Origin of the sequence: Vagococcus vulneris (assembly GCF_003950515.1) — a bacterium.
GTDB classification, from domain to species: Bacteria; Bacillota; Bacilli; order Lactobacillales; family Vagococcaceae; genus Vagococcus; species Vagococcus vulneris.
Genome location: NZ_NGJS01000002.1, coordinates 73,489 through 96,159 on the forward strand (window position 1 = coordinate 73,489; position 22,671 = coordinate 96,159).

At 33.0% G+C, this 22,671-nt stretch carries 26 protein-coding genes, 1 other RNA gene, 1 pseudogene and 2 other annotated features; of the genes and pseudogenes, 12 read left to right on the plus strand and 16 right to left on the minus strand.

Translation table 11 applies throughout. From position 1 onward, the window contains the following. Nucleotides 1–39: 39 nt before the first annotated feature. The 4 genes from CBF37_RS01935 to CBF37_RS01950 all read right to left on the minus strand — a co-directional run bounded on the left by CBF37_RS01935 (nucleotide 40) and on the right by CBF37_RS01950 (nucleotide 3,818). A complete protein-coding gene (locus CBF37_RS01935) occupies nucleotides 40–387 on the minus strand; it encodes an EamA family transporter (RefSeq protein WP_125983036.1) in 348 nt (115 codons plus the stop codon). Then, on the minus strand, nucleotides 384–749 hold the full coding sequence (locus CBF37_RS01940) for a DMT family transporter (protein ID WP_125983037.1): 366 nt from the start codon (nucleotides 747–749) through the stop codon (nucleotides 384–386). Before CBF37_RS01940 ends, CBF37_RS01935 begins: the two co-directional genes overlap by 4 nt. 19 nt (nucleotides 750–768) lie before the next feature. Continuing rightward, nucleotides 769–1,737: an alpha/beta hydrolase gene (locus tag CBF37_RS01945; RefSeq protein ID WP_125983038.1), complete on the minus strand. Its 969-nt coding sequence runs from the start codon at nucleotides 1,735–1,737 to the stop codon at nucleotides 769–771. Between the two features lie 728 nt (nucleotides 1,738–2,465). Then, nucleotides 2,466–3,818: an acetaldehyde dehydrogenase (acetylating) gene (locus CBF37_RS01950; protein ID WP_125983039.1), complete on the minus strand. Its 1,353-nt coding sequence runs from the start codon at nucleotides 3,816–3,818 to the stop codon at nucleotides 2,466–2,468. Nucleotides 3,819–4,061: 243 nt separating this feature from the next. Between CBF37_RS01950 and CBF37_RS01955 the strand changes: the two genes are divergently transcribed. Beyond that, nucleotides 4,062–4,838 (plus strand): helix-turn-helix domain-containing protein, encoded by a 777-nt coding sequence (locus tag CBF37_RS01955; protein ID WP_125983040.1) that lies wholly within the window; start codon nucleotides 4,062–4,064, stop codon nucleotides 4,836–4,838. Nucleotides 4,839–5,116: 278 nt separating this feature from the next. Here CBF37_RS01955 and CBF37_RS01960 read toward each other — a convergent pair whose 3' ends face one another. The 5 genes from CBF37_RS01960 to CBF37_RS11580 form a co-directional block, all read right to left on the minus strand. Further along, complete coding sequence (locus CBF37_RS01960; protein WP_125983041.1) at nucleotides 5,117–6,343, minus strand: M20 family metallopeptidase; 1,227 nt, start codon at nucleotides 6,341–6,343, stop codon at nucleotides 5,117–5,119. Nucleotides 6,344–6,355: 12 nt separating this feature from the next. Further along, nucleotides 6,356–7,210 (minus strand): MetQ/NlpA family ABC transporter substrate-binding protein, encoded by an 855-nt coding sequence (locus CBF37_RS01965; protein WP_125983042.1) that lies wholly within the window; start codon nucleotides 7,208–7,210, stop codon nucleotides 6,356–6,358. Nucleotides 7,211–7,226: 16 nt separating this feature from the next. Next, nucleotides 7,227–7,907, minus strand: a complete 681-nt coding sequence (locus CBF37_RS01970; protein ID WP_125983043.1) for a methionine ABC transporter permease — start codon at nucleotides 7,905–7,907, stop codon at nucleotides 7,227–7,229. Next, on the minus strand, nucleotides 7,908–8,990 hold the full coding sequence (locus CBF37_RS01975) for a methionine ABC transporter ATP-binding protein (RefSeq protein WP_125983044.1): 1,083 nt from the start codon (nucleotides 8,988–8,990) through the stop codon (nucleotides 7,908–7,910). It abuts the gene before it with no gap. A 62-nt stretch (nucleotides 8,991–9,052) separates the two neighbouring features. After that, nucleotides 9,053–9,297: a binding site (T-box leader), on the minus strand. A gap of 39 nt (nucleotides 9,298–9,336) precedes the next feature. Beyond that, nucleotides 9,337–9,568, minus strand: a binding site (T-box leader). A 253-nt stretch (nucleotides 9,569–9,821) separates the two neighbouring features. Beyond that, nucleotides 9,822–9,980 carry a hypothetical protein gene (locus CBF37_RS11580; protein WP_165866603.1) on the minus strand — a complete coding sequence of 53 codons (159 nt, stop codon included), beginning with the start codon at nucleotides 9,978–9,980 and terminating at the stop codon, nucleotides 9,822–9,824. Between the two features lie 129 nt (nucleotides 9,981–10,109). Between CBF37_RS11580 and CBF37_RS01980 the strand changes: the two genes are divergently transcribed. Further along, nucleotides 10,110–11,105, plus strand: coding sequence for a DNA/RNA non-specific endonuclease (locus CBF37_RS01980; protein WP_338067336.1), 996 nt, complete (start codon nucleotides 10,110–10,112; stop codon nucleotides 11,103–11,105). Here CBF37_RS01980 and abc-f read toward each other — a convergent pair. After that, nucleotides 11,102–12,586 (minus strand): ribosomal protection-like ABC-F family protein, encoded by a 1,485-nt coding sequence (gene abc-f, locus CBF37_RS01985; RefSeq protein ID WP_125983045.1) that lies wholly within the window; start codon nucleotides 12,584–12,586, stop codon nucleotides 11,102–11,104. The genes CBF37_RS01980 and abc-f overlap by 4 nt on opposite strands. A 438-nt stretch (nucleotides 12,587–13,024) precedes the next feature. On the opposite strand from abc-f, the gene CBF37_RS01990 reads away from it, so the two are divergent. After that, on the plus strand, nucleotides 13,025–13,720 hold the full coding sequence (locus tag CBF37_RS01990) for a DUF4352 domain-containing protein (RefSeq protein WP_165866604.1): 696 nt from the start codon (nucleotides 13,025–13,027) through the stop codon (nucleotides 13,718–13,720). Between the two features lie 1,084 nt (nucleotides 13,721–14,804). On the opposite strand, the pseudogene CBF37_RS11910 reads toward CBF37_RS01990, so the two are convergent. Continuing rightward, nucleotides 14,805–14,882: pseudogene (locus tag CBF37_RS11910) on the minus strand (AAA family ATPase); the annotation flags it as partial. Between the two features lie 286 nt (nucleotides 14,883–15,168). Next, a complete protein-coding gene (locus CBF37_RS02000) occupies nucleotides 15,169–15,834 on the minus strand; it encodes a Crp/Fnr family transcriptional regulator (RefSeq protein WP_125983047.1) in 666 nt (221 codons plus the stop codon). A gap of 141 nt (nucleotides 15,835–15,975) precedes the next feature. Here CBF37_RS02000 and CBF37_RS02005 point away from each other — a divergent pair, with 141 nt between their 5' ends. From CBF37_RS02005 to CBF37_RS02025, 5 genes are all read left to right on the plus strand, one after another. Continuing rightward, complete coding sequence (locus tag CBF37_RS02005; protein WP_125983048.1) at nucleotides 15,976–16,920, plus strand: L-lactate dehydrogenase; 945 nt, start codon at nucleotides 15,976–15,978, stop codon at nucleotides 16,918–16,920. A 167-nt stretch (nucleotides 16,921–17,087) separates the two neighbouring features. After that, nucleotides 17,088–17,455: a transfer-messenger RNA gene (gene ssrA / locus CBF37_RS02010) on the plus strand. A gap of 256 nt (nucleotides 17,456–17,711) precedes the next feature. Then, nucleotides 17,712–17,978: a hypothetical protein gene (locus CBF37_RS02015; RefSeq protein ID WP_125983049.1), complete on the plus strand. Its 267-nt coding sequence runs from the start codon at nucleotides 17,712–17,714 to the stop codon at nucleotides 17,976–17,978. After that, on the plus strand, nucleotides 17,975–18,334 hold the full coding sequence (locus tag CBF37_RS02020; protein ID WP_125983050.1) for a type 1 periplasmic-binding domain-containing protein: 360 nt from the start codon (nucleotides 17,975–17,977) through the stop codon (nucleotides 18,332–18,334). The genes CBF37_RS02015 and CBF37_RS02020 overlap by 4 nt, the downstream gene beginning before the upstream one ends. Before the next feature lie 184 nt (nucleotides 18,335–18,518). Beyond that, nucleotides 18,519–18,911 carry a RidA family protein gene (locus CBF37_RS02025; protein WP_125983051.1) on the plus strand — a complete coding sequence of 131 codons (393 nt, stop codon included), beginning with the start codon at nucleotides 18,519–18,521 and terminating at the stop codon, nucleotides 18,909–18,911. Between the two features lie 59 nt (nucleotides 18,912–18,970). On the opposite strand, the gene CBF37_RS11835 is transcribed toward CBF37_RS02025, so the two are convergent. Continuing rightward, complete coding sequence (locus CBF37_RS11835; RefSeq protein WP_276309124.1) at nucleotides 18,971–19,105, minus strand: hypothetical protein; 135 nt, start codon at nucleotides 19,103–19,105, stop codon at nucleotides 18,971–18,973. A gap of 45 nt (nucleotides 19,106–19,150) precedes the next feature. Further along, entirely contained in the window at nucleotides 19,151–19,357 is a 207-nt protein-coding gene (locus CBF37_RS02030; protein ID WP_165866605.1) for a hypothetical protein, read from the minus strand. A gap of 218 nt (nucleotides 19,358–19,575) precedes the next feature. Between CBF37_RS02030 and CBF37_RS02035 the strand changes: the two genes are divergently transcribed. From CBF37_RS02035 to CBF37_RS02050, 4 genes are read left to right on the plus strand one after another with little or no spacing between them, the layout of a single operon-like run. Then, nucleotides 19,576–19,779, plus strand: coding sequence for a hypothetical protein (locus tag CBF37_RS02035; protein WP_125983053.1), 204 nt, complete (start codon nucleotides 19,576–19,578; stop codon nucleotides 19,777–19,779). 8 nt (nucleotides 19,780–19,787) lie between these two features. After that, the gene (locus CBF37_RS02040) at nucleotides 19,788–20,000 is read left to right on the plus strand and encodes a tyrosine-type recombinase/integrase (protein WP_125983054.1); all 213 of its coding nucleotides are present in this window, start codon (nucleotides 19,788–19,790) and stop codon (nucleotides 19,998–20,000) included. Then, nucleotides 19,990–20,169, plus strand: a complete 180-nt coding sequence (locus CBF37_RS02045; RefSeq protein WP_125983055.1) for a hypothetical protein — start codon at nucleotides 19,990–19,992, stop codon at nucleotides 20,167–20,169. The genes CBF37_RS02040 and CBF37_RS02045 overlap by 11 nt, the downstream gene beginning before the upstream one ends. Beyond that, nucleotides 20,166–20,348, plus strand: coding sequence for a tyrosine-type recombinase/integrase (locus CBF37_RS02050; RefSeq protein WP_125983248.1), 183 nt, complete (start codon nucleotides 20,166–20,168; stop codon nucleotides 20,346–20,348). The genes CBF37_RS02045 and CBF37_RS02050 overlap by 4 nt, the downstream gene beginning before the upstream one ends. A 28-nt stretch (nucleotides 20,349–20,376) precedes the next feature. Here CBF37_RS02050 and CBF37_RS02055 read toward each other — a convergent pair whose 3' ends face one another. Then, nucleotides 20,377–21,534, minus strand: a complete 1,158-nt coding sequence (locus tag CBF37_RS02055; RefSeq protein ID WP_125983056.1) for a hypothetical protein — start codon at nucleotides 21,532–21,534, stop codon at nucleotides 20,377–20,379. Further along, a complete protein-coding gene (locus CBF37_RS02060; RefSeq protein WP_125983057.1) occupies nucleotides 21,521–22,150 on the minus strand; it encodes an ATP-binding cassette domain-containing protein in 630 nt (209 codons plus the stop codon). Before CBF37_RS02060 ends, CBF37_RS02055 begins: the two co-directional genes overlap by 14 nt. Nucleotides 22,151–22,671 lie beyond the last annotated feature (521 nt).

Genomic DNA, 22,671 nt, shown 5'->3' on the forward strand with positions numbered 1-22,671 from the left:
TCATCAAAACAGACCGCTTTGTTAAGTGGTCTGTTTTTGTTATTGACTGATAATAAAAACGCCAATAATGATAAAAATAATTGCTAAAAACTTCCTTGTCGTTAATTTTTCTTTAAATATAAAATAAGATATAATAACTGTCCACACATATGTTAGTGACGTCATTGGGAAAGCAATTGAATAATCCAGAAAATTAAATAACATAATATTAGTAACTGAACTTACAATATAAAGAAAAGTTCCAATATAAACCCACAAATTGCGTAATACATTACCCATAGTAAGAGTGTCTAAATCATTCATACCCTTTTTTAAGGCTAGCGCACCAACACTGCCTGTTAAAGTAGTTATTAACAACAATGAGATAACTGCCACTATATTTATCATACCTTTTCACCATTTCCTTCAATTCCAAGTAAAACTGATCCCAGAATAATAAATGCGGTACCTAATAATTTATACCAAGTAATAGACTCATTTAAAAATAATGCACCAAACAAAATCGAAAGAGCAAAACCAATACTCATCATTGGTTGTAATATGGAAACTTCCCCAAATCGAAACGCAGCCATCATCACAAACATACCTAATCCAGCAGATACAAAACCAATAACATATAAAATAATAGCATATATCCCAGATCCGTCTGCACCAAGTTTCCATGCTAATTGTCCTAAACTACTTAAAGTTGCAGCAACTAATATTAAAATAATTCCTAAACTAATTGTCTTTCCGGATTTAGTTTTCATCTCTCTTCATCCTTCTTTCTTAACAATATCGTTGAATAAATTCAAAAACCGTTTCATAATAATGTTCTGGCTCATATATAGCTGAAGATAGATGGGGAGCTCCCTCAATGACAAGGCTCTCTTTAACCCCTGAAGCTGCTTCCATATTGTCATACATCATTTGATGCGGAACAAATTTATCACCTGTTCCATGTATAAAAAGAATAGGACGTTTATTTTTTTCTAATTGTTTTACCGCAGATGCAGTCTTAAGGCTATATCCCACTTTTCTACGGGCAAATATATTTGCGAACGTCAAAATTGGAAATTTAGGCAATTTTAGAGCTGAACTCAGCATCGCACCAAATTCAGCATAAACTGATGAATAACCGCAATCCGCAATAATTCCGACAACATTTTCTGGAAGATTGTCACCACTAACCATCATAACTGTTGATGCACCCATCGATCCTCCAAACAAAATAATTTTTGCCTCTGCATCCAATTTAATAATTTCTGAAATCCATTTCTCAATATCGAGTCGATCCAGCCAACCCATACCGATAATATTGCCGGAACTTTTCCCGTGAGCCCGCAAATCTGGAACCAAGCACTGATAGCCTTGTTCATAAAAACGATATGCTGTGTATGACATATCTCTTTTTCCATTAGAACGATAGCCGTGAACACAAATAACCCATTCATGTGTAGGTTTTGATGTTTTAAAAAGCCGAGCATATAATTTTTCGTCATCAGCTTCCAACCAATAATCTTGAGCAATATCATTATCCCAAAATAGCGATCCGATAGATAACTGCTTTTGTTCGACAACGTTATATTCAGTCTGTACTGTAGCGAAATTATCCGGATTCATCATTTTATGACCCGTCTTTTCAAACCATTTGCTATCTCTAAATAGCGCTACATTGATAAAAAAATCAGCAGCCGTAGCTGTTAGGATAATAACCATAATGAAGATACCAATAATAATTATTGTAAATACTTTCAAGCATGCCACTTCCTTTTACTGTTTTATTTTATTATACATTATTTTTACGAAAGTTCGCTATCTCAAATTTAAATACATACTTTTCTTTTTTGAATAACATCTACCATTTTTAAAAAAATATTATACAATAAAATAAAAAAGCTCCACAATGATATGTGAAGTCTTTCCTCTCTTTCAACTATCTTTTTAATAAACAAGATATCCTAATAAACCAAAAAAAAGCAGAAACAACAAAATATCAGCACAAGGAGAAATAATGTATATTCTAGATAAACATTTGAAAATAATTTAATTCATGCATACATTGGATAAGTTGTCAGTCATCTATAAAAATTATTAATCTGCATCCCTAAACTTGAGGCTAGATAAACATCAAAATTAATTGGCAATTGCTAAATCGTTGCTAAACTAAAGACATGGTTGATACGAAACACTAAATCATCATGACCTATAACATGCAGTTAAAAAACAAAGACCGACATAATAGATGAAACTAAAAAAAGTATAAAATCATAAATTTATTTTCAACAAACATGATAAAAATCCCTTAATCATCAGATAGAAACTTAAATACTATAATTTAAACATTCTTATTTAATTAGTTTGATTATTGAAAAATAAAGCAGACTAAAAATAAAAGTATCTAGTCCATAATGACTAGATACTTTTAAAAGGATTTTGGGGATGATTATTTTTATTTAAACACTAAACACGAATTTTTTTAAAAATTAATTTGTTCCGTATGCAACATAATTTGTATTTAACAACTGTGCCACATGAACATTTTCTGATAAACTGCTTCCTCCAACAGCACCACAACCTAATGTTAATGAAGGGTTTAAGTTCGTTGTTCCACCGATTGCACCTAGTGCTGCCAATGTATTAATAAGGATTCTTGACGCTGGAATTACTAAACCAAATTCTTTTACTAAATCATCATTTTCTGTGTGAAGTACTGCTGTATGACCAGCACCTTCATTTCTTAATAGAGTTTGGCATGTTTCAACACCTTCAGACCAATTTGCAACTGTAAATAATGCTAATATTGGAGATAGTTTTTCACGAGAATAAGGATTTTGTTTACTGATTTCTGTTTGTTCACTGATTAAAACTAGTGTTTCTTCAGGTACATCAATACCACTTAAAGCAGCGATTTCAGTTGCTTTTTTACCAACAATTTGTGGATTCATTGTACCATTTTCACGCATAATAAATTGTCCGACTTTTTCAGACTCTTCTTTTGTCATAAAATGAACATGGCGTTCTTTTAATGCTTTCACTACATCATCTTTAATTGCTTCTTCAACAACTATTGCTTGTTCTGATGCACAGATAGTTCCATAATCAAAAGTTTTACTTTCAATTATGCGATCAACAGCCATTTCGATATTAGCAGATTTTTCAATCATGACAGGTGTATTACCAGGACCTACACCGATTGCAGGATTGCCTGATGAATAAGCTGCACGAACCATACCTTCACCGCCAGTTGCTAAAATAAGCGCTGTTTTACGATTTGCCATCAATGATTGTGTACCTTCAAGGCTTGGTTCAGTAATCACTTGGACTAAATTAGCTGGTGCACCTGCTGATTCAGCAGCTTCATTGATATAATCCACAGTTTTCATAATAGCATTTAATGCTTTTGGATGTGGTGAAAGAATAATCGCATTACGTGTTTTCAAAGCTAATAATGATTTAAATATTGTTGTTGATGTTGGATTAGTTGAAGGAATCAATGCAGCAACAACACCCATTGGAACAGCTACTTTGATAAGTTTTTTTACTTTATCTTCTTCAACGATACCAACAGTTTTCATGTCTTTAATACTGTCATAAAGTGTTTCACTAGCAAATAAATTTTTTGTTGTTTTATCCGTTACATTACCAAAACCTGTTTCTTTATTTGCCATTTCTGCTAATTCTGTAGCTTTTTCAGTTAGATGTTCAGCAACTGCACCAACAATTTTATCTACTTGTTCTTGAGTAAAATTCGCATAAATATGTTGTGCCGCAACCGCACGTTCTACTAATCCATCGACTTCGTTTAAATTATTTGTTTGTTCTTTTTCCATTAACATTTTTTAAGTCCCCCTTAAGTTTTTGTATTAATCTTATCTACACACTTATCATACACCTAAGTAAGCGTTTTATTTAGGACTATTGACGACAAAAAATGGACAAATATGACACAGTTTATTAAAAAAATCACATGTGTATTCACCGTTAATATAGTATTCTACTAAGTTTTTTTCACAAAGACAATCTTGTGTATATGTGGTATAATTAGTACATAAAAAGATCACTTATAAGGAGGATTTGATATGTGTTATGTACTGATTGCAACACCAGATGTTAAAGAACGTCAATTTATTAAAAAAATTATCAAACAAAATTTTTTTAACATACAATTATTACCGGATGCCTCTACATCAAAAGAAGCTTTAGCCGTTTCCAGAAACTATGAAATAAGCTTACTTATTTTAAATATTTCTAGTGCTATGGAAGATCCATTTTATGCAAAAGCAAAAATATTAGAAGAACAACAAAATATTCGTGTTATTCTAATTGATGATGAAGAAAATTTTGTCCACTTGCATAAGTCATTACGATGTGGTGCAATTGACTATCTAGTTAGTCCTTTAGATAAAGAAGAAGTCCAACAGAGTATTCATCGAGCTGTTTTATCCTTAAATCAGGTATCCTTGCTTCATTCCTCCAAAAATCGAATTACTGATACCAAAAAAGAACAGTCAAATCAAATGATGCTATATATACATAAAAACTATCAAGATGCTATCTCTTTAGATACTCTAGCTGAGTTTTCACATTTGAATCGAAGTTATGTTAGTCGATTATTCAAAGAAGCTACAAATATGACGGTTACAGAATATCTTACCTCATTCCGTTTGGAGCAAGCTAAGAAGTTATTATCCACAACTGATTTATCAATTGCTGAAATTTCTCTAGAAGTCGGCTACATTGACCCCGCCTATTTCAGTCGCTTGTTTAAAAAAGATATCGGATGTACACCTAAAAAATATCGTCAAACTTATCAAGGTTACGTTAGTCCTCCAGATATGGCATTCGCCTTGCAATAATTTTTTCAGTATAGCGTTTTACGACTAAAAAATACTCTTAAATAGAGTGTTTCAGACTGTAAGCAAAGTATCATTTTTTTGATACTTTGTCTTTTTTTATATGTTTTGAAAACCACAAACAAATAAGCAACAAAAGCCAATCGGCTTTCGTTGCTTAAATTTAGCTTATTTTTACCCATCCACATCATTTGACGTAGAGCCTCAATTCAACAACTTTGATTTCATGAGATTTTCTTTTTATCTTTTCTTCAAAACAACAGCATGACAACTGATATTATTTAACGGTTATTAAAACGATATTGATGATCTTCTTTAATCTTTTCTAACAATTCAGCGTCCGTTAACAAATCATAGGCCGTTCGTGCTAAAAGTTCTGCAGCAATCGCAATTGATGCTAAACCTTTTTCACTTTTAGCAGCCACTTTAAACTCATCTGAGTGTCCGGCAATATAATCATCCGAAATCGAAACAGTTGGTTGGATTGTCGGAATGACTTGACTCACATTACCAACATCTGATGAACCTAAACTAGTCCGTTCATCAATCTCTATCTCCGCAGTTGGGATATCCAAGTCAGACAAATGCTGTAAAAATATATCATCAAAACTTGGGGTAACCACGACATCATCTACCGAATTTTGAAATAATCCAAATTCATAAGATGCTCCTGTTGCCAAAGCTGCACCCTTTACAACGTTCTCAACTTTCTCATACACATCATTCAGTGTTTCTCGATTAGCTGCTCTTAGATAAAATCGTCCCGAGGCAAATTCTGGAACCACATTTGCTGCAACACCACCGTCAGTTATAATACCATGAATGTTAACGTCTTTAGGAAAGTACAGGCGTAAACCGTTAATACCATTAAACGTCTGAATTAAAGCTTCCAAAGCACTGATACCTTTTTCTGGTGCTGCCGCCGCATGTGATGCACGCCCATAAAATTTTATATCAACAGGGTCATTCGCTAAGGAACTTGTTGTCCGACCATATTTATGTGCCGGATGCACACATAGCGCAGCATCCACATCTTCAAAGAAACCTTCACGAACAAAACTGCCCTTAGCTGATCCGTTCTCGCCGCCTTCTTCACCCGGTGTTCCATAAACACGAATTTCACCGCCAATTTCATCAATCAATGATTTTAACGAACTTGCGGCTAAAACTGAATAGATACCAAACAAATTGTGACCACAAGCATGTCCTATACCAGGTAAGGCATCAAATTCAGCTAAAAAACTGATAGTTGGTCCAGGTTTAGCCGCTTTGTAACGAGCATCAAAGCCTGTTCGATGTCCTGCAACATCTTTAACAACGAGGAATCCTTCAGCCTTTAATTGGTTGACTAAAACATCAGAAGAATAGAATTCGTAATTACTGACTTCTGGATGATCGTGAATATCTAAAGCTAATTTCTGGTAATGTGCCAAGTGTTCATTGATAAATTGATTTATTGCCTGATACGCTGTTTCCTTTGATAATGTTCTCTCTGCTGTTTTTGTCATATTAACTCCCCCTTATTTTTTGCCAAATGTTTCCCATGCTGGAATGCTTGAACCTTTAGATGTTTCTTCGATAACTTTTTTAGTTTGGTCTGTTTGGTACTCTTTTACGACTTCTTGGTATACTTTATTATCTTGATCTTCTTTTCTGACAACAATAATATTTACATACGGTTTTGCATTTTCGTTAACAGGTTCTAGAAAAATAGCATCTTTTTTCGGTGTTAAGCCAGCATCTACTGCTACACCGCTGTTAATAGCTGCTAAATCTACATCAGCTAAAGACCTTGCAGTCTGTGATGCATCTAATTCAGAAATTTTTAAATCTAATTTATTTTCAGTAATATCAGAAACAGTTGGTGCTTGTTTTTTGGCAGGGTTCACTTTAATCAGTCCTGCTTCTTGAAGTAATAGCAAAGCTCGTCCGCCGTTTGTGACATCATTTGGTATCGAAACTTTTGCGCCTTTTTTCAGTTCTTTCACATTTTTCACTTTATCAGAATACAAGCCTAAAGGTGCATTTACCGTATTACCGATTGAAACCAAATCTGTTTTATGTTCCTTATTAAATGTATCTAAAAATAATTGATGTTGGAAAGAGTTCATATCGATTGATCCGTCAGCTAAGGCTTGGTTCGGTTGATTGTAATCAGAGAATTTAACGAACTCTAATTTGATCCCTTTTTTCTCTAAACGCTTTTGTACGTCATCCCACACATCAGTATCAGATCCGACAACACCCAATTTGACTGTTTTTTCTTCTTGTTTACTTGATATGTCAGTTTTTTTCGATGCTTCCGTTTTTCCGCAGCCCGTTGCGACTGCCAATAAAGTTAATCCTGCTAAAGTTGCTAATACTAATTTTTTCATATTATTTTCCTCCAAATTAATGACTAATTTTTTTTATGATAAGATTGCTGATAAATTGACTAATAAAAACTAAAACTAAAATTAATAAAGTTGCGACCAGTGTCACGTCAGTTTGAAACCGATTATATCCACGAGAGATTGCTAGATTACCCAAGCCGCCAGCCCCAACTGCACCAGCCATTGCTGTTAGGCCAATCACATTAATAATTGTCAAAGCTGAAACGCGTACGATAGCGGGTAATCCTTCGACTAAATACACTCGGAAGACGATACCCAGCGGACTAGTTCCCATCGCTTCTGCTGCCTCAATTACTCCAGGGTCGACTTCAAGCAGTGCATTCTCAATTTGTCTCGCAAAGAAAGGAATGACTCCGGCAATTAACGGTACCAAGGCGGCGACTTCGCCGATTGTTGTTCCAACGATAAAACGGGTAACGACTGCAAGCAATGCCAGCATAATGATGAAAGGAATCGCCCGACAGATGTTAATAATCTTATCTAGAAATTGATATAGCGGTACATTCTGAATTAATCCGCCAGGACGAGTGACCACTAGGACAACACCTAGAACAATGCCTAGAATACCGCCGATTAAAGCTGTCCAAAAAGTCATAAATAAAGTTTGTTTCGTTGCTTCAATAAATTCATCTGGAATTTGTATGACATTCGGTAAATACTTCACTAATAGTTGATTCATTTAATTTCCTCCTCGAGCGATTGAAATAACTTTTTCGTCAGAGTCTTCATTACTCTTTTTCAAAATAACAGCATTAACATTTTCCTGTTTCAAGTACTGTAAAGCTTTTTCACGCTGTTGTTTGATGCCGACTAAGGACACCACCAGACTGCCAATCGGTATACCTTGGATAATTTCAATATTGCCGTATAAAATATTTGTCGATACTTGGAATTTACTATATAGCTGTGCAATCAGCGGTTCATTTGTTTGATCGCCAACATAAGATAATTCGACCAGCCACTCATTTTCAGCGATATTTGAGAACTCTTGATGTATTAATATTTTTTCTAAGGCCTGATCTAAGTGCGTTGCGGTTCTTATAAATTCTTGTGTCAAGACAGCTTGCGGTTTACTAAAGATATCGACGCTGTTACCTTGCTCAATGACTTGACCTTTTTCCATGACTGCTACCCGATTGCATATATCTTTAACAATTTGCATTTCATGTGTGATCAAGACAATCGTCAAGTTTAATTTCTGATTCAACTCTTTTAGTAAATCTAAAATTTGATTTGTCGTCTTTGGATCTAGAGCACTCGTTGCTTCATCGCATAGCAAGATGTCCGGATCATTGGCTAAAGCTCGAGCAATCGCCACCCGCTGTTTTTGACCGCCTGATAATTGCTCTGGATATGCTTGATGTTTATCACTCAGGCCAACCAGCTCTAGTAATTCCGTTACCTTTTTCTGACGTTCTTTTTTTGATTTGCCTGAATACTTCAAGGAAAAGTCAACATTATCAAAAATTGTCCGTCGGTCCATTAAATTAAAGTGCTGAAAAATCATCCCGATTTTTTTTCTCTCAGCTCGTAAATCTTTATCTTTTAAGGCGATTAAGTCGACATCATCAACAATAACTTGTCCTCCCGTTGGACGTTGCAGTAAATTTATGACTCTGACCAACGTACTCTTGCCGGCACCTGAATAACCAACAATCCCGAAAATATCTCCTTTATCTATATGCAGTGTGACATCTTTGACTGCATGAATTTCTTGTTGTTTTTGTTTAAATGTTACGGATATGTTTTCTAAATGAATCATCTCTTCTCCTCCTTATATAAAAAAGCATCCTCAAGAAAATAACCGCCCGCTCGGGTTATTTTCTTGAGGACGCCTTTTTGCGTGTTACCACCTCTTTTTAGATAGCAGTCACCCGCTATCCCTTATCAAGTACTATCATACTCTAGCTTTTTAACGGTTGCTGCCGTTGCCATCTTACACTCACTCAGAATGCTCGAAGCAAATGACTCATTGGCCATTTTCCATTATTTTTGTCTTACCTCTTTTCAGCTACCGAGGCTTTCTGTTAAAAACTTCCATAATGTACTTACCAAATCAACGTCTATCATATTTTTAAAAAAAAAGCCCTTCTATTAGTATTAACTAATAAAAGGACGAATCATCGTGTTACCACCTTTTGTTCGGGAAAAAATCCCCTCAACTCTGACACTTTTTTTAAAGTTATCAGTATCCCTTTTAACAGTGGGATGCTCTGAGTATGGCTAATTATCACCACACTATTCTCATAGGCCATTTTCAATTATTTTGCTCAGCTTTTTTCACCAACCAAAGCCTCTCTTAAAAGCATCCAAATTTACTTTCCTAATCAACGAATGTTTATATTTGTTTTGCTGTTGGATATAAATTTACATGATATTCTAATCAAAGTCAACAACAAAATTAGAAAATAATTAATTTTCTAGATAAATAACTCATTAAAATACAATCAATTTTATCGAAACATGCCATTAGCCACAGGATGCTGAGAAAGAAATAACAAATAATATCAGCAATCTTTTTTTTGAATACCTAAAATATACAGAAGAATGCTTTTCAAATAAAAAAGCCTGACATCAAGTGCCAAGCTATCTTCTATTTATGATCTCTTTCAAAGCGTTTTTCTGCTTTTTCTGCTTTCTTTTCTGCTACTTTTTCACGGTCTTTATCAACATCCGCTTCAAAGACCTCTTTACTTTTTTCTTCTTTGAATGCTTCTCGATTGTCTTCTAATGTATGTCTTTTAGTTGTCATACGATCATCTCCTCATTCATTTATACATTTATGATACAACAAATATATTTATTGTTCAAAAAATACGTTCTTATTCTCGTAACTTTTTTATGATATGATACAGCTATCACTAATAAAGGAGACAAATCATTGAAACAACCACATAAATCTTTCACTAAGTTAATTCTTTTCTTCTCAACTATTTTTCTGCTGACAGGCTGTGCCGAATCAAAAACTGACACTACAGCATCCACACAGCAAAAAAGCGGCAGTCTCACAACAACGAGCGTATCTCATCAGAATCAAGCAGCTAACGAAACAGAGCCGCCGCAAATTAATCAGAGTGAGTTGGCTCAACTTGATTACCAAGGAACCCAGACAATTGAAGTTAATCAAAATAAACCTCAATTTACTGATGAGGAATTATCCTTGAAGAACGGCAGTTGGGAAAAATACGGCGACCTTGACAGCTTAAATCGTGTGACAGCAGCTGAAGCCATGCTCAATCAAGATTTAATGCCTAAAGAAAAAAGAGGCGATATCTCAAAAGTGACGCCAACCGGCTGGAAAAACAAGAAACTTGATAAAGGTTATCTATATAATCGGTCTCATCTGATTGGTTTTGCATTGGCCGGAGAAAATGACAATTGGAAAAATCTTATGACAGGAACACAGCAGCTGAATAACCCCGAAATGCTGCGGCATGAGATGGACGTCAAATATTACTTAGAACAGTCGCCCAAAAATTACGTACGCTATTCAGTCATTCCGATTTTCCGTGATAACGAACTTGTCGCACGGGGTGTCAACATGCAAGCACAATCAATTAATTCTAAAGATATCTCCTTTAATATTTATATTTTTAATGTTCAAGACGGCGTTGAGATAAACTATGCTGATGGTTCAAGTAAAATTGTCAGTACGGAGAATGCAAATATTCAAGATACCAATAGTTCTTCAGCAGCTGATAGTTCGGCTAAAGAATATGTTGATGGGAACGGCAATGGCTTGATTAAAGGCTCAAAAAATAAAATATACCACTTACCCGGCAGCAAGTTTTATGACCGAACTACCAACCCCGAAAAAATGTTTAAAACAATCAAAGAAGCCCAAGATGCAGGCTACCGCGCAGCCAAAAATAATTAACTAGTTCCCTCTTCATTTTTTTGAAGAGGGCTTTTTAGTACAATCCGATTCTCCTTAAACTGCTCTTGAAAACTTAAATCGTGTTCAATACAGAGGACTGTTAGCTGACACACAGCAATTAATTCTAATAGCTGCTGTTGGTTATAAGTATCTAAGTAATTTAGCGGCTCATCCCAAATAAACAAATGGGCGGGTGTTAATAAGGACTTGACGACTTCGACCTTTTTCCTCTGACCCATGCTCATCTCTTCAATCGGCACACGGAAGACATCGCGTTCGACCCCTAGTTTTCTCAATAAATTTAATAAATCAGTATAATCCAACTGATTGACTTCCGCAAACTCTTTTAAGGTGCCGCGATGCTTATTGTAATTTTGTGAAATATGACTGAATTGTACCTTGTCAGCTAAAAAGAAATCACCCTGATAATCATAAGACTCTGGCTGATTAATAAAATCAATTAATGTACTTTTTCCGACACCATTTAACCCGCTTAAAATCCATTGCTCATTCCCTTTTATTTCTGCGTTAATCGGTTGAAATAAGTACGTATCGCTATCTTTATATTTAAGACTAAAGTTCTCAAACCTAAGCAATACTTGATGATGACTGGTTAAATTCTTGGCTGTAAGACTATCAAATTCATCTACATTTCGTAACAGCTGCTTTTTCTCATCAATCTGTTTATCCATTCGATGTTCAATCGCTTTAGAACGACGCATCATTCTTTCCGCAATGTTCCGACCAAAATTATTTTGCTCACGCTTCTTCGCCCACGATTCTTTTTCCTTAGCGGTTTCACCTAATCGCTTAATTTCTTTTGTCAATTTCTGATTTGTCAGTTGTTCAACCTGGTCTTGAGCAAACTTTTCCTGCTCATATACTTGATAATTACCTTGATAAAGTTTGAGCTGACACCGCTCGATTGCCAAAATATGATCAACGACATTATTTAAGAACTGCTTATCATGGCTGACAACAATAAAGCCCTGTTTCTTACTTGAAAAGTATTCAGCAACTAGCTTGCGGCTTTCGGCATCCAGATGATTAGTCGGTTCATCAATCAGCAAAAACTTGTCCTCAGCGGCAAATAAAACAGCCAAAAGAATTTTTGTCTGTTCGCCGCCGGAAAGCTGTGAAAATGGACGCCATAAACACAAATCATCTACCGATAACTGCTTAAGCTCACGCTCAACTTGCCATAGCTCACTTTCTGTTAAGTCTTGAATAATATCAAACGTCAATAAATCTTCATTCGCAATCGACATTGGAAAATACAGCATTTCTTTTTGACAGCTGATAGTTCCTTGATAAGACAGTTTATTTTGAAAGATGTTTAACAATGTACTCTTGCCGCGGCCATTTCGCCCGACCAATCCCAACTTCCATGATGTATCCAAATTAAGTGATACATGATCAAAAAGGACTTGATTTTGTAAATCATAACCAAATGTTAGTTGTTCTATTTTTAAATTCGACATTCATTTTACCTCCTAAGCAAAACCTCCAGTGTAAATTAGAGGTTTGTTCTTCGTTTGAAAGCACTTCAGAACCACCCGCATAGCAGATGGTTTTCAAAAAATACAAAAAAGACCGCATCTCGATATCGAGACACGGTCAATAAAGGTATAAACGAACGGATAAAAGCTCACAATAATCTTTATTTAGCAACTATGCCTACCTCGAAAACGAAATAACGGTACAAATTAATCACACCGTTCATTATTCTCTGAAAAAATAGACTTAGTTGTTCAATATAGATTACCTCGCTTTCAATTACTATAATTTATAAGGATAATACCACCTTAAATATTCTACGTCAATCATCAAATTCTAAATATACTATAATTTTTATGACAAATCACGTTATTACATGGTACTATTTTAATTAGACAACATAATAAATTGAAGGTGACATTTTGAAGAAAAAAAAACACAGAACAAAAAATAAAAATAAATCTACAAAAAGACACGGACACAGTAATAAACAACATTCATACAAAGAAAAAAATAAACATGCAATAAAAAAAACAGCATTAAACTTAAATCTATTTAAAAACATCTGGTTTTGGTTGTTTGTTGCTGCAGTTCTTATTTTTAATTTTTCTTTTTTTAATTTAAGCAATACTAATAAACTATTGACTAAAGAAATCAATCAGCTAAAAAAAGAACAACAACTGGCAACAACACCTAAAGAAACGTCCAAAGCTCCCAAGGATACCATTGCCTTTTCAAAAAAAGGTGCTATTAAACCTTTAGAAATAAATATCAATGATGTAAAAAGTGAAACAGAAATTAAAGAAAGTGAATTTAAAACATACAAGTCCGAAAGTGGTCAATATGCAATGGTTAATATAACCATTAAAAATACAGGCAATAATACTGAATCAATTAATGCTAATAATTTTACGCTTGTATCTAAGGACAAAAAAGAATACACACCGTCAATATTAGCCGGACTGACAAATAAATATATTACTTTCGAATCAATGAATCCAGACTTAAGCGTATCGGGTTTTCTTGTTTTTGAAATTCCTAAGGATACAGAAATCACCTCGTCGACACTTCATGTTAGCTTTAAAAATAATAGTCTGGCTTTTAGCTTAAAAAAATAAAATAATAAATTGTAAAAAGACCTTATTAACCCGCAGTTAAGTTAATAAGATCTTTTTTTATATGTTTTACTTATGAATTTGGGTAAAAAATATTCTTCCAGTATCGACATTTCAAAATTAAACTAATTGATGCTGGCTATTTTATGGATGAATAGATGATCAATACAGATATTTAGGAATTAAAACCAATCAATAAAAGAAATACAATACCGTATAGAGTGATTATTATAGTTATAATACCCAATATTGAAAGAGCGATTCTCAAATACTTTTTATTGCTTTTCACTTTAAAACCGCTAATAACTAAAAGAATTCCAAATAACAATATTCCTAGTAATAACAATACCAGCGACCATCTTTCTATAAGCAGATAGATCATTCGTATCACCATTCTTTCATCTCTAATAGCATATCTATTTAATTAATCAAGTATGCCACACAAAATGGATAGTTGAAATTCTTAAATATCTTTAGTAAACGTGTAATACATAAATCGTTTTGGATCAGCCGTAAAATTCGTCATAAATTCCACATTTTCAATTTCATTATAGTCAATCTTACTGATCTTATTCTGAGTAAAATTGTATATGTCGGCATCCGGATAAGTTGTCAAAATCGGCGAATGCGAAGCAATAATAAACTGCGACCCTTATTTAATCTGTTCATCTATCATGTACAACAGTGTCAGCTGGTTTTGCGGACTTAATGGTATCTTCGGCTCATCCAATAAGTAGAGACTATTTTTAACTAATCGGCTTTTAAATAACGCTAAAAAAAATTACCCATGTGATAGTGTCGCCAACTCTTCGGGATAACTATGTTTCAAAGCCTCCAGCGAATTTTTATAAGGCTGCCTTTCAAAGGACAATTTATCGACTCCTTGTTCATCAAGTAATTGCAGTTCATGCTCTAGTTCTAAGCGTAATTTTTAACTCTCTCTAACAAAACTTATAAAATCATCTGCCCTGAAATAAAAGCCTCGCTTTGACTTGATATCCCAATGTGACGTCAAGCAATCAGCAAATGGCGTTATTTGTTCATACTCTGGAGTACTCTCATACTTCTCATTGGTTAATTGAGGAATCTAATTTTGAATAGCGATGGCCTGCAGCAATGTTGACTTGCCCGTCCCATTCTCTCCTACAAAAAAAGTTAATGGTTGATTAAACTCTAACTAATTTAGATTTTTTACCCAATTTAGATTAAATTGATAGGCATGAAGCCCATCGTTTTCAACTTTCTTTATTATTTTTCTTAGCACTCAACCACCTCTAACTCTTGACTTAAACAGTCTGATTTATAAAATAATTTATCTATTAACCTTCAATAGTTATTGTGTTCTTCCGTTTATATATTATACGATTAAAATATCTTCGTAAATATCATTAACTGTTTGAATCGTTTTAAATATAACTTTTTCATTCTGTACTAATACATGTTTTCAATAACTATGTGAAAAATGGTTTTAGAAGATCTGCATCATTTATCACAATTCGATTATCTATCGTCTGGATAATTCCTTGATCTTTCAATTTACGTAAAATCCGATTAAAACTGCTTGCAGTACTCATTCCGCAAAATTTAGCCAACTCCTCATTTGATATTGACAAATCAATCATACGCCCTTTATCTGTATCTTTTCCAAATAAAAGCTGTAATTCAAACAATTGCGAACAAACAGCGCCATATTTGCCATTACTCGCTAGCGCACAGGTTTTTCTAATTTGATAATGTAGGTTTTTCCGATAGTATGACCTAATATATTCATTTAAAATGGAATCTTTTTTAATATCTTCCCAAAATGATACTCGATCTAATAAGATAATTTCTGCTTCACGACTTAAAGTCTTAATCGTAAATGGCATATCAACCACTGGTGATACTTCATCCTCTAAAAGTGTCACTATGTTTCCTGCACCGACTAACTTTATATTAAATTCATTACCATCACTTAAAATAGTACTCATCTTCAGAATACCGCTCTTGGCTACATATACAAACGATGTTTGATACTTCTCAAAAGCAATGTAATCGTTCTTAACAGTTTCGATAACTTCTCGACAATTAACTAAAGCATAGTTATTAAAATATTCATCCAAAATCTTTTCATTCATTTTAATTTCCTCCAAAAAAGGTGCAATTTAGTAAAATTTCACAAATTTTTGTAAACATTAGCATTTGCTAATGTTTTTGATTTAATCTAAGTGTACTATAACAGTAAGGAAAGCGCTTCCTAATCGAAAGGGGTATTTCAAATGTCAACAAAAAAAGTCGTTCTTATCGGTACAGGTTCTGTCGGAAGCAGTTTTGCCTTCGCAATGGTTAATCAAAATTTATGTGATGAATTAGTATTAATTGATGTTAATAAAGAAAAAGCTGCTGCTGACGTTCATGATATGCAAGATGGTTTACCTAACTTTACTACAAATATTACTATTTCGCACGGAGATTATTCAGATTGCCATAATGCTGATATCGTATGTATCTGTGCTGGTATACCTCAAAAGGTGGGGCAAACAAGACTTGATTTAATCAAAACAAATATTGGTATAGCCAAAAATATTACTGAATCAGTGGTTGATTCTGGATTTAACGGCATCTTTTTAATTGCCTCCAACCCTGTTGATATCATCTCCTATGCTGTTTGGCATTATTCTGGGTTTCCAAAAGAAAAGGTTATCGGTTCAGGTACAACCTTAGATACTGCTAGATTACGCTATCAGCTCAGCTGTAAATTTAACGTGGCACCCCAAGATATAACGGCTGATGTATTTGGTGAACACGGAGATTCAGAATTTGTCCCATGGTCACTTGCTAAAATAGGTAGTACACCATTATCAGTTTATCAAAATAAATTAAATATTACTGAAGATGATTTAAATCAAATTTTTGAAAACACTAGAGATGCTGCTTATAAAATTATCCAAGCAAAAGGTGCTACCTATTACGGAATAGCTATGGCGTTATCTCGAATTTGCCGTGCCATCTTGAAGGATGAACGCGCGATACTAACAACATCAACATTATTAAAAGGCGAATATGGACAAAATAATGTTTATGCGGGGATTCCATGTGTTGTAGGTAAAGCTGGTATTATCAATGTTTTAGAACCACAATTAACACAAGATGAATTAGAAAAATTCAAACATTCTTCAAATGTCTTAAAAGAAAATAATCCATTATTAGAAGAGCTAGTTTAAGTTTAATTGATCTTTATACATCTAAAAGTAGATTAAAAATATTACTAGCATTTATACATTAATATTATTTATCGAAGCATCTTAATTAATATAGATGCTTCTTTTCTGTATTACTTGAGTATTTATCTCAATATATGCTATAATAATATAGCTTGATTGTAAAATTTGGGGGCGTTATGGATTCGACAGGTATAGTTTGAGCTTAGATTGCGCTTCGTAGGTTACGACTACGTTAAAACGTTACAGTTAAATATAACTGCTAAAAACGAAAACAATACTTTCGCTTTAGCTGCCTAAAAACAGCGAGTGAAGATCCTCTTGGCATCGCCCATGTGCTCAAGTAAGGGTCTCAAATTAAGTGGGATACGTTAAACTTTTCCGTCTGTAAAGTTTAAAAGAGATTATCAGACTAGCAATGCTAAGGGCCGGTTGTATGGCATATAGCGGCGTGAAACTTCAAATGATACAACTATGAGCGTAGATATCTAAGTGGCAATATATTTGGACGCGGGTTCGACTCCCGCCGCCTCCATCCGTAGTTTTTACTACATTTCTTAAAGTACTAGAATGTTGATAAATCAACGTTTTAGTGCTTTTTTATTTTCGCTAGTTTTCGGTAAATTAAATACTATCGTATTCAAATCGTATTCAATTTTTAAAATGACGTGCTTTTTCTTCTGCATTTTAAAATAACACTATTCTTAATTTTTAAGGAAATATTTCATTTTGTTCTCTTTACGAAACGAACATACATTCGTATAATTAACTTAAAATTATACGAGGTGAGGAATATGCGTAGAAATCTGACTGGTACTGTAGATAAGATAAAATTGTTGTCGTCGTTTCCTGATATGCTTGTTCGATTCTCAATTATTGATAATGATATTGTAGTAAATTGTATTGTTCATGACAGAAGTTTAGGAAATCGATTGATGTTCCTGGAAGATGGTAAGAGTGAGGTAGCTGTGTTTGGACATTATAATAGTAGAAATCAGTTAGTCGTTGAAAAAATGGCGCTTAGAAATCCATCGAGTTTTGAGAGAGAGTTTGCGGTATGATTAGATTGAATGATTATTATAAAGACAGAGGCATTGTTAAATATCAGGGTTTTTTCCTGTCAGAACACACAACTAGCATTATGAATGAAGAATCAGATCGTAATCTTGAAATATTTGGCAAGGAACAAATGTCAGAGGAACAGATTATGGAATTAATCGAACGTGCCATCATGAAACAGCAAAGAATTTCAGTTCAGTTGAACTTGAAAGATATGACTGGTAACTTTATGGAAGATATTAGCGGAATGGTGCTAGGATATGAAGATGGAACTTTATATCTTGATGATGCGCCAATAATGATTAGCCAGATAAGGCATGTTGAAATGGAAGAAAATAAAGTGTGGTATGATTTTTAATTAATTTTATGCTATGATTCAATAGATAAGGAGGTATGTAATCAATGAAAAAACGAGCATTAAATTTTCTGTCATTTGGAATTGGTTATTCTACCGCTGTTTTCTTCTAAAATTGTCTAACTTACGTGAACTACTTCACTCTAAAAAACATAAGTTAGACAAAAAAGAATAGAGGAAAATAAAAATGACAAAAATTATTAGAAAAAACCCAAGCACAGTACCTGCACCAGTAGGAGAGTACAGTCACGTAACTGTTGTTCCAAAAAATAGTACACTTTATACTTTTTCTGGCCAAATTGGGATAGATTTTGAAGGAAATATACCGAAAAATCATAAGCAACAAATTGAAAATACTTTTAAAAATATTAAGCGAGTTTTAGCATCCGAAAATCTAAATGAGAGTCACGTAGTGAAAGTAAATATTTGGTCAGTAGATGAAATCGATTGGATGCATTTTGACAAAGTTTGGAACAACTTTTTTGATGTCAATCCATCAATGACAGTCGCTTATATTTCTGCATTAGGTTTACCAGAAATAAAAATTGAAATTGAAATACTTGCTGCTAAAGTCGAATAAAAAATAACCCTATCTCATAATGAGATAGGGCTTTTTGATTACTCTACTTTACTTTTACTCTACACTCGTTTAACGTGTGACTTAGCTAATGTGACTACCATTCCAGTCAAACCAGCAACATAAGCGTGTGTTGTTCCTGTTGGAGTAACTTGAATGTTCCAAACAGGGAATCTAGTACCCTTTCTCAATAGCACAGTTTTATCAACATTTTTCCAGTCTGGATAGTATGTTTTTAAATCTTATAGCGCTTCAAAGTAACTACCTTCTGAATAGTAATCGTCTCTAACTTTCACTGTACTTCCTCCTCTAGATATTTCGTTGGCTACATCTTTAACAAACTGTTGACGGCTAACGCCCATCTTAGCTAAATATCCGAATGGGTCTGTGTAGTCACCACGTATTGAACTATTATCACCTATTTTAATAGCATACATTCTCATTAACATTACCCTAATTTTACTCGTTAAAAAAACATTTGGCAAAAGGTATCTAACACAGTAAGTTTTACCATTACAATCTCCTTACTTATCCTTTTAGATGATTGTATTATGTTTATTAAAATTTAGCCATAACAATTTCTTTAAAGTTATAACCATCAGTTTGAAAACCGGTCTCACCTAAATTTAGCCATTTTAAAGAATCTGTGTTAAGTGCACAAGACCAAATGAATATTTGGCATAAGAAATTAGTTAAAGCACGAGGAGTAAAGAATTATGCTGGGACTGTTTTTGATTACGCTATGCGATTTCAAGTTATTACAATAAATCCAACTAAACTAATCAGAAAACCTATTCGTCAAAAGAAAATTAAAGAAAATAAAGATTTAAACTTCTATGATAAAGATGAACTTAAAATTTTTTATCTGTAGCAGAATCAATGACTAACCGCCGTGCTTTCATTTATTTTAGGCTATTAGTTTTTACAGGCATACGCAAAGGAGAATCGTTAGCTTTGAAATGGGAAGATGTTGATTTCAAAAATAAGACACTAAATATCAATAAAACTGTTAGCAGACGTGAAACAGGTCTCTATATCCAAACACCAAAAATATCAGTATCAATCAGAAGAATCTCTTTAGATGGATGGTAAAACACTGGATCTTTTAAAATCATTTAAGAAAAAAGATGCATCGCAGAAAAGCGATTTGATTTTCAGGTCAGAATCTAATAATATTTTATCAATTACTAAGCCGAGAAAGTGGTTACTAGTTATTCAAGATGAAATTGAAAAAATAGTAAAGATGATTTTAAAAGTATAACAGTACATGGATTTAGACATACACATGCTTCTCTTCTTTTTGAACCTGGAGCAACGATCAAAGATGTTCAGTCTCGGTTAGGACATTCAGATATTCAAACAACAAGCGTACAGTCCATTTTAACAATCGCAACGTATGATCCACAATTGAATATAACGTTTAATTACATAGCGAAATAGAGTAATTAACTTATATTATATGATTATATCAATATTTTTTTAATTTTAATTGCGTACATGATATTGTTGCTAATAAAACAATAATTCCCGCAATCGTTACTTTTATTCCCATCGAAAAAGTGACATTCACATTATTTATTTGTTCTGCAGTAATACCAGTTACTACTGATACACTACTTATATAAGTTGTCGGTAATAAATGACTTATTTTTTGAAGCGGTTGAACTGTATTCAATAATAATAATGGCGCTATTATTACCAGTAACGATACAAATAGTGAAGTTAGTTGATTCCTGATTAAATAATTAATTAGGTATGTCATTAACATGCAGAATATCACTGCTAGAAGAGATAATACTATAGATAAGCCTATAACATTTTTAGCATCTTGAAAATAAATGCTATTATCTCCAATTTTGCTAGATTGTATTGGAAAATTGGAATCTCCCATTCCAAATATAAGTGAGGCTATTCCAAAAGGTAAAACGAGGTTAATTGCTAATATAAATAAACTAACAATTCCACCCAACGTTAAACTATTCGACATATTTTTTACTTTACTATATGGAAGCAGAGAATATTTATTAATATTTTCATAGAACATATTAGAAAATATTTGAGTTAATATAAATATGATAAAGATTGAAACCATTACAGGGATAATACGAGCTAAAATCCATAAAGTAAAAGTAATACCTTTAGTTGGAAATTCAGGATCTTGATAATCTATATTTTTTCTTTGTAATTCTTGATAAAATAATAAATCACGCTGTATCGATTTTTTTAGTTCTGGTGATACATTCTTATCATCAATTGTATTTTTTTTATCTTCTTCAGTTATTTCTATTAAAATTTTATATGCAGACGACCAGTTATTTTTTTTAGCATAAGATAGAATTTCGTTATTTTTTTTTATTCTATATTCATTATATTTAATTGATTTTTCTATATTTACATAATCTACTGATTTTTTATCTTCTAAAGATGCTAATTCCTTCTTTAATACTTCAGTAGTTTTTTCTGTAGAGGTATTACTCATATTTAGATTTGCTATTAGTCCAGTAGTATTATAATTCGATGAATTAAAATACAAACAAACTGAAATAAGAATTAATCCTAGCGCAAAAGGTAAGTAAGTGTACTTACTTTTTAGAGCAGCTTTTAAATGAAATCTAAAATAGTTCATTTTTTTTCACCTCCAATTTACAATTATTAAAACTTAAGATGTAATCACATTGAGCAGAAATATCTTCTGCATAGTGCGAAGATATAATAATTATTTTATTTTCTCTTTTTACTAGTGTATTTAGTTGTAAAAACAATTTTTTTCTACTTTGCTCATCTAGACCGTTAGTTATCTCATCCATAATTAAGCAAGAAGCGTCGCTCACTGTATACATAGCTATGAGTAATCGTTGTTTCATTCCCAATGAATATTTTTTTATTGGAATATTAACATATTCTTTCATATCCCAATAACTGATAACTTCTTCAATATCCTTAGATGATCTCCATGCTTTTTTTACAAATTTTAAATAGTCTTTTCCTGATACATTTTTATCTAACCATTCAGATATTTCAAAATAAAATATATCAGACTTATTTTGTGATATTGGTTTTTTATTTAGATTTATTTGGCCACTATCACGGGGAATTAAATCTGTAATACTTCTAAAAAATGTTGTTTTTCCAGCGCCATTAACAGCAACTAATCCATACAAATTTCCTGATGTAAACGTGTAGGTAAAATTTTTCAAAATTTCTTTTCGTGAAGTAATTGATAAATTAGCTATTTCTAACATATAATCCCTCCTATGTAAATATTATTCCATATTTATAATGATATTACCATACGTAAAAATATTTTATGTTATTAAATTAAACACATAAAACGCTTTATAAACATATATAGATGTACTTTATTGTGAGATTATATAAAAATAAAAATAGAATGATTAACATAAAAAAAGTTACACTATTTTATTTGCTGCCGTTGCTCTTATTTCTGTAACCATCCCTGCTTCCGTCGCTAGAGTTGTTAAGTCTTATCATTATGATTACAATACTGCACTTGGATATAATACTAACTATCAGAATTATCAGTATATAAACATTTCTGACTATGCTCATTATCAAGGTAATCAAATTTATCAATATGACAGAGGTTGGAAATACACTAGGAATAAAGCTGTAAATATTTGAACATGGTAGATTTAGATTTGTATCATTTGTTTGAGAATCTATTTAATAAGATTCTTTTTTAAAGTTAATATTACTAGTAATATCAGCCTACTTATTGCTTTCAAAACAAGAAAAAAACCAA

Bases quoted from the DNA above. Each gene is read 5' to 3' on its own strand.
- CBF37_RS01935 (WP_125983036.1), bottom strand. From the start codon at position 387: ATGATAAATATAGTGGCAGTTATCTCATTGTTGTTAATAACTACTTTA.
- CBF37_RS01940 (WP_125983037.1), bottom strand. From the start codon at position 749: ATGAAAACTAAATCCGGAAAGACAATTAGTTTAGGAATTATTTTAATA.
- CBF37_RS01950 (WP_125983039.1), bottom strand. From the start codon at position 3,818: ATGTTAATGGAAAAAGAACAAACAAATAATTTAAACGAAGTCGATGGA.
- CBF37_RS01955 (WP_125983040.1), top strand. From the start codon at position 4,062: ATGTGTTATGTACTGATTGCAACACCAGATGTTAAAGAACGTCAATTT.
- CBF37_RS01960 (WP_125983041.1), bottom strand. From the start codon at position 6,343: ATGACAAAAACAGCAGAGAGAACATTATCAAAGGAAACAGCGTATCAG.
- CBF37_RS01965 (WP_125983042.1), bottom strand. From the start codon at position 7,210: ATGAAAAAATTAGTATTAGCAACTTTAGCAGGATTAACTTTATTGGCA.
- CBF37_RS01970 (WP_125983043.1), bottom strand. From the start codon at position 7,907: ATGAATCAACTATTAGTGAAGTATTTACCGAATGTCATACAAATTCCA.
- CBF37_RS01975 (WP_125983044.1), bottom strand. From the start codon at position 8,990: ATGATTCATTTAGAAAACATATCCGTAACATTTAAACAAAAACAACAA.
- CBF37_RS11580 (WP_165866603.1), bottom strand. From the start codon at position 9,980: ATGACAACTAAAAGACATACATTAGAAGACAATCGAGAAGCATTCAAA.
- abc-f (WP_125983045.1), bottom strand. From the start codon at position 12,586: ATGTCGAATTTAAAAATAGAACAACTAACATTTGGTTATGATTTACAA.
- CBF37_RS02000 (WP_125983047.1), bottom strand. From the start codon at position 15,834: ATGAATGAAAAGATTTTGGATGAATATTTTAATAACTATGCTTTAGTT.
- CBF37_RS02005 (WP_125983048.1), top strand. From the start codon at position 15,976: ATGTCAACAAAAAAAGTCGTTCTTATCGGTACAGGTTCTGTCGGAAGC.
- CBF37_RS02015 (WP_125983049.1), top strand. From the start codon at position 17,712: ATGCGTAGAAATCTGACTGGTACTGTAGATAAGATAAAATTGTTGTCG.
- CBF37_RS02020 (WP_125983050.1), top strand. From the start codon at position 17,975: ATGATTAGATTGAATGATTATTATAAAGACAGAGGCATTGTTAAATAT.
- CBF37_RS02025 (WP_125983051.1), top strand. From the start codon at position 18,519: ATGACAAAAATTATTAGAAAAAACCCAAGCACAGTACCTGCACCAGTA.
- CBF37_RS02030 (WP_165866605.1), bottom strand. From the start codon at position 19,357: ATGTTAATGAGAATGTATGCTATTAAAATAGGTGATAATAGTTCAATA.
- CBF37_RS02035 (WP_125983053.1), top strand. From the start codon at position 19,576: ATGAATATTTGGCATAAGAAATTAGTTAAAGCACGAGGAGTAAAGAAT.
- CBF37_RS02040 (WP_125983054.1), top strand. From the start codon at position 19,788: ATGACTAACCGCCGTGCTTTCATTTATTTTAGGCTATTAGTTTTTACA.
- CBF37_RS02045 (WP_125983055.1), top strand. From the start codon at position 19,990: ATGGATGGTAAAACACTGGATCTTTTAAAATCATTTAAGAAAAAAGAT.
- CBF37_RS02055 (WP_125983056.1), bottom strand. From the start codon at position 21,534: ATGAACTATTTTAGATTTCATTTAAAAGCTGCTCTAAAAAGTAAGTAC.
- CBF37_RS02060 (WP_125983057.1), bottom strand. From the start codon at position 22,150: ATGTTAGAAATAGCTAATTTATCAATTACTTCACGAAAAGAAATTTTG.